Raw genomic sequence first — 9,620 nt, 5'->3', positions numbered from 1 at the left:
TGTCCAGTATCCGGTTCTCAAGGTTCCCGCCTGCGGGGATGCCCCCGCGGCTTTCGCTCAAGCGCTTTCGTGCTTGGCGCAGGATTGAATAATACGCGCCTCCCCGGGCCGTGTCCAGAACTATTTCGCGCTCGGCGCTATCTTCACATTCTGCACACATATGGGGTTCGGAGGGGGCTCGAGGGCGCGTTGCGGTCCCCTTTTAGCCAGGAGGGGTTCGAGCGCTTTGCGCCCTTCCGTGTATATAGACGGGGCGCGCCCGGGGCGGGATGCGCCGCTCGGCATAGCGGCAATCGCAACTACCGGGGGCAGAGCGTTGGACGACGCGGGGCGGATCCAGGCGGGTGCCCCGCACATTCGCCAGGATAATGAGGCGACACATCGTGGGCATCTCATCCCTGTGCGCAAGCGGAGGGGGCCGATCTTCGACCCCCTCCGTTCGATTCGCTATATATATAGTTACGGCTTCTAGCTTTGCAGCTAAACCAGGCGCAAGAACTTCTTCTTGCCGACCTGGATCTGCGCGCCTTCAAGGCGGGCGGGCTCCAGGTTGTAGGACTTGGGCTCGAGCGCCTCGCCGTTGAGCTTGACTCCGCCGCCGTCGATGAGGCGTCGTGCGTCGGAAACACTTTGCGCCGCACCGGCGTTCACCAGCAGCTTGGCGAAGTACACGGTGCCGTCTTCGCCCGGGGTGAGGTCGGCCTGGAACGTGGGCGCGTCCTCCGGGAAACCGTGGTCCTTGAACTTCAGGTCGAAGTCGGCTTCCGCCTGCTCGGCCGCAGCCTCATCATGATAGGCGGCGACGATGTTGCGGGCTAATGCGCGCTTGACCTTGTTGGGATGCAGCTTGTCCGCCTTCAGATCGGCCTCGAGCTGATCGATTTCGGCGACGGGCAACGTGGATGCCAGGCGATAGTACTTGACCATGAGCTCGTCGGGGATGGACATGACCTTGCCGAACATATCGTTGGCATCGTCGGTAAGGCCGACGTAATTGCCGTAGCTCTTCGACATCTTGCGCACGCCGTCGGTACCCTCGAGCAGCGGCATGGTGAGCGCGATCTGCGGCTCCATGTCCATCTTCTCCATGAGGTCGCGGCCGGCCAGAAGGTTGAACAGCTGGTCGGTGCCGCCCATTTCGACGTCCGCCTTCACCATGACCGAGTCATATGCCTGCATGATGGGGTACAGGAACTCATGCATGGCGATGGGCGTTTGGGACTGGTACCGCTTCGTAAAGTCGTCGCGCTCGAGGATGCGGGCGACGGTGAACTTGCTCATAAGGCCGAGAAGGTCTTTGAGATTCAGCGACAAAATCCAGTCGGCGTTGTAGACGATCTTCGTTTTCTCGGGGTCCAGGATCTTCATAGCCTGGGCGACGTAGGTTTCAGCGTTGGCCTGCACCTGCTCCTGAGAGAGCTGCGGGCGGGTGGTGTTCTTGCCCGACGGGTCGCCGATGAGCGCCGTGCCGTTGCCGATGATAAGCGTGACGTTGTGGCCCAGGTCCTGGAACTGGCGCATCTTGCGCAGCGGGACCGCATGACCCAGATGCAGATCAGGGCTGGTGGGGTCGACGCCAAGCTTGATGTTGAGCGGCTTGCCGCGCTTGAGCTTTTCGAGCAGGCCGCTTTCGGGCACGATTTGCGCAGCGCCCGATGCGATGATGTGCAGTTGTTCTTCTGCGGACAGCATGGTTTCCTCTTTCTAAACGCGTATCTTCCGGATTCTAGCACATGCGGCTTACTGCACGCCGCGGAACAGGTGTCCGCTGGTGCAACCGGGCTCTTTCGGCAACGCCGTGCCCTGAGCATGTGCCACGTTGCGGGCGCGCACGACGCGCTGCACCGCCTGGGTGGTCTCCTGCACGTTCATGAGCGTGCTGTCCACCAGAAGCCAGGTGATGCCAGCCTGAACGATATCGGGGACGGCATGCGCCACATCAAGCTGCACGCTGTTGTAAAGATGGCTGCGGCCAAGCTGGTCGGACATCACCGGGAAGTCGTAACCCTTGCGATCCTTCAGGAAATGCGGGCTTTTGCGGCGCGCGCATGTTGCGCACTCCTGAGCACAGGGGCCCTGGCTCATGAGCATGCAGTGCTCCGTGGTCATGAGCTCCTGACGTCCGATGACGGTAAGGCCGAGCTCGACGGGGCTTTCCTTCGCCAAATCGGAGATTTGGGCCAGGTTGAGCTCGGGCGAGAGCCAGACCCGCTTCGCGCCAAGGCGTGCCGCGGTTTGCAGGGCAAGCGCATTGGTGACGGGCAGGTGCGGCCCCACCTCAACACAGGCGCCCGCCTCGTGAGCGCGAACGAGCTGCCCGAGGCTTTCGGCCATGACGGCCTGATCAGCGTGAACGCTGCGCCAGGCGTCGAAGCCGCATGCATGTTCGCGCGTGAGCTCGCAGTCGTCATGGTCGGCGACGGGCAGCACAACGGCGCATGCCTTCGGATAGCTTGCCTGTTCGGCGGTTTCCGAGAGCTGGCCGGCGATGGTGGCCTGGCCATGCGCCAGGTTGACCGCAGGAACGTACACCTCATCGGCGCCGGCGCGCTTTGCCGCCCGAGCGCAGGCCGGGTTGGTTGCCAGCACCGCGATATGGACGCCGCCGGCATGCGCCGGGAGCATTCGGCTTCCCGCCTCCACGCGCGGCAGCGGGCGCTGGGACGTGCCCTCGAGCAACGCTTGCTCAAGTGAGTCGAGCGCCTCTGCGCGCACATGGTGCAGCTGCGAGAAGCCGATTCCCACGCCCTCATCCATGTCGACATCAAGGTTCACCAGGGAAAACGGAGTCTGCCCCAACCTATCGATATGGGCGCGGACATCATCTTCACTAACGGCCTTGGTGCGTGCGGGCTCGATTTGCTGCCCCTCGGCAGCCCCGATGGGCAGCTCACCCTCTGCAAACCGCTTGCGGGCGCCGCGCAGCGCGCGCGGGTCGGCGGAGTTGTCAGCCAGGCAAAACTCAATGCGAAGGGGCTGCCCGATGCGCAGACGCGCGCGACCCTGCACCTGGATACGCGGCAGGCGGTCATCATCGACGAACGCAGCCTCGGCGCTGCGCACGCGGAACACGCGATCGCCCTTCCCCACCGCGCGCTCGGGCGCAAGCAGCAGATTGCCGTTACGGTCGGTATCCACCTGGGAGACCGTATAGGCGAAATGGCCCTTATTCGTCCAAAACTCGAGCACGTCGCCCGCAACGATGGGGCGCTCACATGCCACGGCAGCTTTTCCGTTCTTCACAGACGCCACGCGTCCGATGAACACGCCGCGATTGTTCGGGCGGCCGTAGCTCATGATCTCGTTTCCGCGCTTGCCCTCCAGATACGCAGTGGTGAAGCCTCGGGAGAACGCCTCGGCAAGCTGGGCGTGCTCCTGCTCCGTGCCTCCCGGAGCGGTCCAATCCTGCAGGCCGCTTTCACGTGCGGCATCGCGCGCCGCGAGAACGCGGTCGAGCGCGGCGCGATAAGCGCTGGTCACGGCATAGACGTACTCGGGCGACTTCATGCGGCCTTCGATTTTGAGGGACGCGACGCCGGCGCGCACCAGACCGGGAAGCAAGTCGATGCTGCACAGATCCTGCGGGGACAGCAGGTGGTCGCCCGGTGCCGGGAGCGGCTTGTTCTTCGCCACGTTATGCAATGCGTACGGCAGGCGGCACGCTTGCGCGCACAGCCCGCGATTGGCCGAGCGCCCGCCGATGAGCGAGGACATGAAGCACTGGCCTGAATAGCACACGCACAACGCGCCATGGGCGAACGTCTCGATTTCAAGACCCAGCTGGTCGCCGACCTTCGCCAAATGCTCGATCTCGGGCAGCGACAGCTCGCGCGCGAGCGTCACGCGCGCTGCCCCGAGCTGGGCGGCGGCGCGCATGCCCGCCTTATTGTGCGTATTCATTTGCGTGGAGATGTGCAAACGGGCCTGCGGCAGCGTTCGCGAAAGCTCGGAGGCGATACCGATATCCTGCACGATGAACGCATCGGCGCCGGCGCGATAAGCCTGGCGCGCCGTTTCCATGGCGCTATCGACCTCGCCGGGCAAAATGGCCGTGTTCAGCGTAACGTACACGTTCACGCCGCGCAGGTGCGCGAAAGCGCAAGCATCGGCGAACGTATCGATGGTGAAATTGTCGGCGCCACGTCGCGCGTTGAACGATTGAAGGCCCAGGTAAACCGCATCGGCGCCACCACGCACAGCGGCATGGAACGCCGCGATGCCGCCAGCCGGCGCCAGAAGCTCCACTTCTTGATCCATATATTCAACCCCCATTGAGTAGAGAAGACAGCTGCAAGTTCCACGCGGCAGAAGCCGCCTTGTTAATTCCAGTTGCAACAGCATAAGAAAAAAGCCACAGTAGTATAATCGAACAATGAAACTCAGACGAAAACAGCGCGAAATGCGCACCCATGCCGCCGCCTGGCTTTTGCTGGTTATCGTTGCATGCCTGTGTTTCACGGGCTACTGGGGCGTCAAGGGCGCCCTGCGGGTAATGGACGGCTGGTGCGACGACCTTCCACCCATCGAGGACACTGACTTCACCAACCACGCACGGGAATCGGTGATGTATGCCGCCGACGGCTCCACGGTGTTGGCGGAATTCCAGCTGGAAAAGCGCGATCCCGTTGAATCAGACCAGGTCAGCGACCTCGCGAAACAAGCCACGGTGGACACCGAGGACGTGCGCTTCTACCAACATGGAGGGGTTGACCTCCCGGGCATTGCGCGCGCATTCGTCAACAACCTTGCCGGAGGCAGCCTGGAAGGCGCATCCACCATCACGCAGCAGCTTGTGCGCAACACGGTGCTCACCCAAGAGGCCAACGAGATATCGATCGAGCGCAAGGTGCGCGAGGCGCAGTTGGCCATGGATCTTGAGAAGCAGTACAGCAAAGACGAGCTGCTTATGATGTACTTGAACACCGTGAACTACGGCGATGGCTGCTACGGCATACAGGCAGCTGCGCAAAACTATTTCCAAACCGATGCTGCCGATTTGAGCCTTACGCAAGCCGCCACCTTGGCCGGCATTCCGCAGTCGCCGACGTTCCTGAATCCGAAAACGTATCCCGACGCAGCGTTGGAACGCCGCAACCTTGTCCTTGAGCGTATGTTATCCGCTGGCGATATCACCCAGGAACAGTGCGATGCCGCGCAAGCCGAGCCGTTGAACCTCGATCCCGCTCCGGAGGTTCCGGAGGACGGCATTTACGCATACCCATATTTCACCAGCTATGTGCGCAACCTCCTTATGGAGGAGGACAATCCCTTCGGATGCTCGTATGCCAGCCTGTTCGAAGGCGGGCTGACCATCCGCACCACCTTGAACCCCTCCTTGCAAGACGACGCGGAGGCGGCATGCGCCGCGCAGCGAGCCCGCATGAGCGGAGACCTTGATGCATCCCTGGTTGCCATCGACCCCGCAACAGGCTATGTCGAAGCCATGGTCGGCGGTGGCGACTACGATATCAGCCAGGTGAACATCGCCACAGGAACGGGCGGCGGAGGCCGCCAAGCGGGATCGACGTTCAAGGCGTTCACGCTTGCGGCAGCTATAGAAAAGGGGATCTCGCCTCAAACGCGCATCGACTGCTCCTCCCCTATGACCAAGGAGGTCGACGGCAGGGAGCAAACGTTCGAGAACTTCGACAATATCGATTACGGGGTGCGCACCATCCAAAGCGCCACCGCTGTTTCGGCAAATACGGGATATTTGCGCCTTTCCGAGGAAATCGGGCAGGCCGCAACAACGAAGATGGCCGAACGGCTGGGCGTCGAATCGCCGATGAACACGGTGTACACCACGACGCTTGGCGTGGCCAGCGTAACTCCGCTCGACATGGCCAGCGCCTACGCAACGCTTGCAAGCGGCGGCACCAAGCGTGAGCCGATTGTGATCACGGAGATCGAGGACAAAGACGGCAACATCATCTACAAGGCCGATGACACCTCGAAACGCGTGATAAGCGAAGAAGTCGCCGGCGCGACCACTAAAGTGCTTCGACAGGTCTTCGAGGCGTCTGATGGCACGGCGCAAACCGCGAAGCTTGGCAACGACCAGCCCGTTGCGGGCAAAACTGGCACTTCGACCGATTTCGCCGACCATTGGCTGGTCGGGTACACCCCATCGCTTTCGGTGGCAACCTGGATCGGCAATCCTGCCGGCAGCATAGCCACGGACACGCAGCTGAACTGCAACGCCCTGTGGAAGGACTTTATGGATCGCGCATGCGCCGGCAAGGCGGTCGAGCAATTCCCCGAGACGAAAGCCCCTAGCTACAACAACGCCTTCAACGAGAAGCAGAAAGCAGCACTTGGCGCCGAGGAGGAGAAATCCTCCGACAAACAGACACCTACGACGATAACCTCGGGCTCTCAGACCGCAACCTCATCGCAGGCCAGCGGCACGGCAAACGCGAAAACGCCGCCGGACGTCACGGGCAAAACGCTTGAAGTGGCGAAAGAGCTACTGAAAGATTGGAAGGCCGGCTCGGTGACGGAATACTCGAGCACGGTACCGAAGGATAGCGTGATCAGGCAATACATTGCCAGCGACGGCATGGTGGTGGTCGTGTTATCCACCGGTCCAAAGACCAACTAGCAAATCGAATCGCCGCTGGTTGCGCGTCGAAGCCGGCGCTAGCTGCCTTCGACGAAAAGCCGTCGCAGGCAGCTTGGCAAAGTCGACACAAGGCGATTAATCGAGGAGCTATCTAAGGCAGCTTGACGGAGAAGCGCTAGATACCGGAATGCCCAAAAGCCGCCAAAACGAGGATGATCCCCCGCGAAACGGTATCGCGGGGGATCATCCTCGTTTTCATCTTACCGTCTCGGCCTTAGGCTCGATGACGGCTCCTTCTTCTAGAAAGCCTTATTGCGGAAGATCAGCGGCGGTTTTGTCGCCTTCCTGCAGCTTTTCGATGCCGCTGTTGTAAGCAGCCTGAATATCAGCAAGGCGCTGGTCGTACGTAGACCAATCGAACGGCTGCGCATCCGTTGCGCTGTCGATTTCCGTGTACAGCTCGATGTAGGCATTCAAAGCGTTCTCCAGCTGCTCGCTGCCGTCGACATAGCACTGCTTCACGCCCTTGAGAGCATCGGGCGCCTCTTGGCTGTCGAGTTCATCAAGTGCTTTGAAGGCGTTGTCCGCCTGGGTGCGCATCGTGACCACGTCACCACGGGACACGGCATCCGAAAAACCGTTCAGACGGGTTTGCAGCGTTTCCATGGTTTGATTGACCTGCGTCATATAGGCACGGTTGTCCGACTGCGCCTGCGAAGCCGCAGAGGTTTGCTGCTGGGGCATGCAGCCGCCTAGCACGGCAACGCTCAACGCCGCAGCGCAAACCGTTGCCGTCAGTTTTACCATCGTATGAGCCATTTCCGGTCCTGTTCTACCTGTTGCCGAACCATATCTTACTGGGTTGACGCACCGCCGCCGGCGGATGCGCCCCCGGAAGCCGTGCCCCCTCCGGTTGCCGCCCCGGTGCCACCCCCGCCGGTCGTACCGCCGGTTGCCGACCCGGTACCGCCTCCCGTAGCGCCGCCGGTCGTCCCGCCACCGGTCGCACTGCCGTTATCGGACCCCGTGCTGCCTGAGGCGCTCCCGTTTGTGCTGCCGGTGCCGTAGCTATTGGAGTTGCCATTTCCGCTAGCCGTGCCATACTGGCCGTTGCTCGAGCCGGTTGAGCTGCTGTTTTGGCTGTTGCTCGAGTTTCCGACAGAGTTCGCGCTGTTGGAGGACGAGCTGGAAGACGTCGTCCCGATATGGTACGTGGCATTCGAGAACGCCTTGTACGTGGGGTTCGATGCCTGGGGGAACGTTTCGGTTTGCTTGCCGTATAGCGCCGCCGTCATGAACTTCTTGAACACATCCGCCGCGCTAACGTCGGTGGGGATGGTTTCCTGGTTAGACGGATCACCGAACCAGATGGCAACGGACAGCTGCGGCGTGATACCGCAGAACGTGATGTCATGGTACTCGCTGGAAGTACCCGTCTTCGCCGCCACCTCCTGGCCGTTATCGAGCTTGGCCAGCGTGCCGGTGCCTTCGGAGGTGTTCACGACGCCCTTCATGACCTCGGTTGCCGCGTGGGCGACTTCGGCGGAGATGACCTGCGTCCCCGACGGATGGCTGTTATCCACGATAAGGTTGTTGTTCTTGTCGTAGATCTTCAGAATAGGCTGCGCGTCGTATTTCGTGCCTCCATTGGCGATGCAAGCATACGCATCCGCCATGTCGAGCATGGTGACGTTGGACTGGCCAAGCGTCAGCGACGGGTTAGCGTTGAGCGTGGAGGTGATTCCCATCTTCTTCGCAGCGTCGATGACCTTTTGAGTTCCCAAAGCCATTTGCAGTCGCACGAAACCGGTGTTGGACGACACGGCGAACGCACGCACGATGCTGCGAGTTCCGTAGTTGATATTGTTGATGTTCTGCAGCGGATTGGAGCTATCGTATCCGGTATCGGGAATCACCGAAGGCGAAGAGCAATCCACCATGGTTTGCGGGTCGATGCCCTCTTCCAAAGCCGCGATCAGCGTGAACGTCTTGAAGGACGAACCGCAAGGACGGCCGCCGTTGGTTCCTTCGCCGGTTGCCAGGTTGGTCTTTTGCGTATCCCAATCCTTACCGCCGACCAATGCGCGGATGAAACCCGTGGAAGGATCGATTGCCACGAGCGAACCGCTAATCGCATCGCTCAGGCCTTCTTCCTTCGTGCGGACGGCATCCTCTGCGGCCTCTTGGGTATCGACGTCAAGGGTGGTGACAACGGTCAGCCCGCCCTTGAACACATCGAGCTGGGAGTACTGGTCGGAAAGCACGTTTTTGACGTAGCTGGTGAAGTACGGGTACTTCTCGATGCCATCCGAAGAGGGCACGGAAGGATTGAGCACAAGATCCTGGGCTTTTGCGGAGTCGTGCTCTTCCTGGGTGATATAGCCGTTCGTCAGCATACGATCGAGAACCAGATTACGACGCGCATAGCAATTATCCGGATAATCGATAGGGTTGTTATAGGTAGGCGATTGGGGGATGCCGACAAGCGCTGCCGCTTCCGCCAGCGTCAAATCAGTTGCATCCTTCGAGAAATATCGCTGGGAAGCCGCCTGGATGCCATAAGCACCCGAACCGTAATTCACGGTGTTCAGGTACATGAGGAGGATGTCGTTTTTCGAGTACATCTCCTCGATTTTGACGGAAAGATACATCTCGCGGATCTTGCGCTTAAGCGAGATATCGTTCATCTCGTCGGCGAGCACCGTATTGCGCACGAACTGCTGCGTAATGGTTGAAGCGCCTTCGCGACCAGACCCCGTAAGCGTGACGAACGCGGCACGGGCAATGCCGACCAGGTCGAAGCCGCCATGGTCGTAGAATCGCTCGTCCTCCGTTGCCACCGTACCCTGCATCACGTACTTGCTGATGCCGCTAAGCTCAACCGGCTCGCGGTTTTCCACTTGGAAGCGCGCAAGCTGCGTCTTCTCATCGGACGCGAGCACCGTAGTCGGCGCAGACGAATTCAGCTCGGATACCTCCGAGACGTCATAGGTTTTCAGGTCGCCGATCCAGGAATCGCCCAAGACGACGACGCCTATGCAACCGGCCAGGCAAATAG

At 60.8% G+C, this 9,620-nt stretch carries 5 protein-coding genes; 1 reads left to right on the top strand and 4 read right to left on the bottom strand.

Annotation, left to right across the window (positions count from 1 at the left end):
• Positions 1-480: 480 nt before the first annotated feature.
• Entirely contained in the window at positions 481-1,692 is a 1,212-nt protein-coding gene (tyrS, locus tag RDW26_RS07835; protein WP_307983160.1) for a tyrosine--tRNA ligase, read from the bottom strand.
• Between the two features lie 48 nt (positions 1,693-1,740).
• Complete coding sequence (locus RDW26_RS07830; protein ID WP_307983159.1) at positions 1,741-4,257, bottom strand: DUF3656 domain-containing protein; 2,517 nt, start codon at positions 4,255-4,257, stop codon at positions 1,741-1,743.
• Between the two features lie 142 nt (positions 4,258-4,399).
• Between RDW26_RS07830 and RDW26_RS07825 the strand changes: the two genes are divergently transcribed.
• Positions 4,400-6,601, top strand: coding sequence for a penicillin-binding protein (locus tag RDW26_RS07825; RefSeq protein ID WP_307983158.1), 2,202 nt, complete (start codon positions 4,400-4,402; stop codon positions 6,599-6,601).
• 270 nt (positions 6,602-6,871) lie between these two features.
• On the opposite strand, the gene RDW26_RS07820 is transcribed toward RDW26_RS07825, so the two are convergent.
• Positions 6,872-7,381, bottom strand: a complete 510-nt coding sequence (locus RDW26_RS07820; RefSeq protein WP_307983157.1) for a hypothetical protein — start codon at positions 7,379-7,381, stop codon at positions 6,872-6,874.
• A gap of 35 nt (positions 7,382-7,416) precedes the next feature.
• Positions 7,417-9,585, bottom strand: coding sequence for a transglycosylase domain-containing protein (locus RDW26_RS07815; protein WP_307983156.1), 2,169 nt, complete (start codon positions 9,583-9,585; stop codon positions 7,417-7,419).
• Between the last annotated feature and the right edge of the window lie 35 nt (positions 9,586-9,620).

It is taken from the genome of uncultured Senegalimassilia sp. (assembly GCF_902464545.1).
Classification (GTDB): Bacteria; Actinomycetota; Coriobacteriia; order Coriobacteriales; family Eggerthellaceae; genus Senegalimassilia.
Note: the sequence above shows the minus strand (reverse complement) of the source record. Positions and strands in the feature narration are given on the sequence as shown.

Bases quoted from the DNA above. Each gene is read 5' to 3' on its own strand.
- RDW26_RS07820 (WP_307983157.1), bottom strand. From the start codon at position 7,381: ATGGCTCATACGATGGTAAAACTGACGGCAACGGTTTGCGCTGCGGCG.
- tyrS (WP_307983160.1), bottom strand. From the start codon at position 1,692: ATGCTGTCCGCAGAAGAACAACTGCACATCATCGCATCGGGCGCTGCG.
- RDW26_RS07825 (WP_307983158.1), top strand. From the start codon at position 4,400: ATGCGCACCCATGCCGCCGCCTGGCTTTTGCTGGTTATCGTTGCATGC.
- RDW26_RS07830 (WP_307983159.1), bottom strand. From the start codon at position 4,257: ATGGATCAAGAAGTGGAGCTTCTGGCGCCGGCTGGCGGCATCGCGGCG.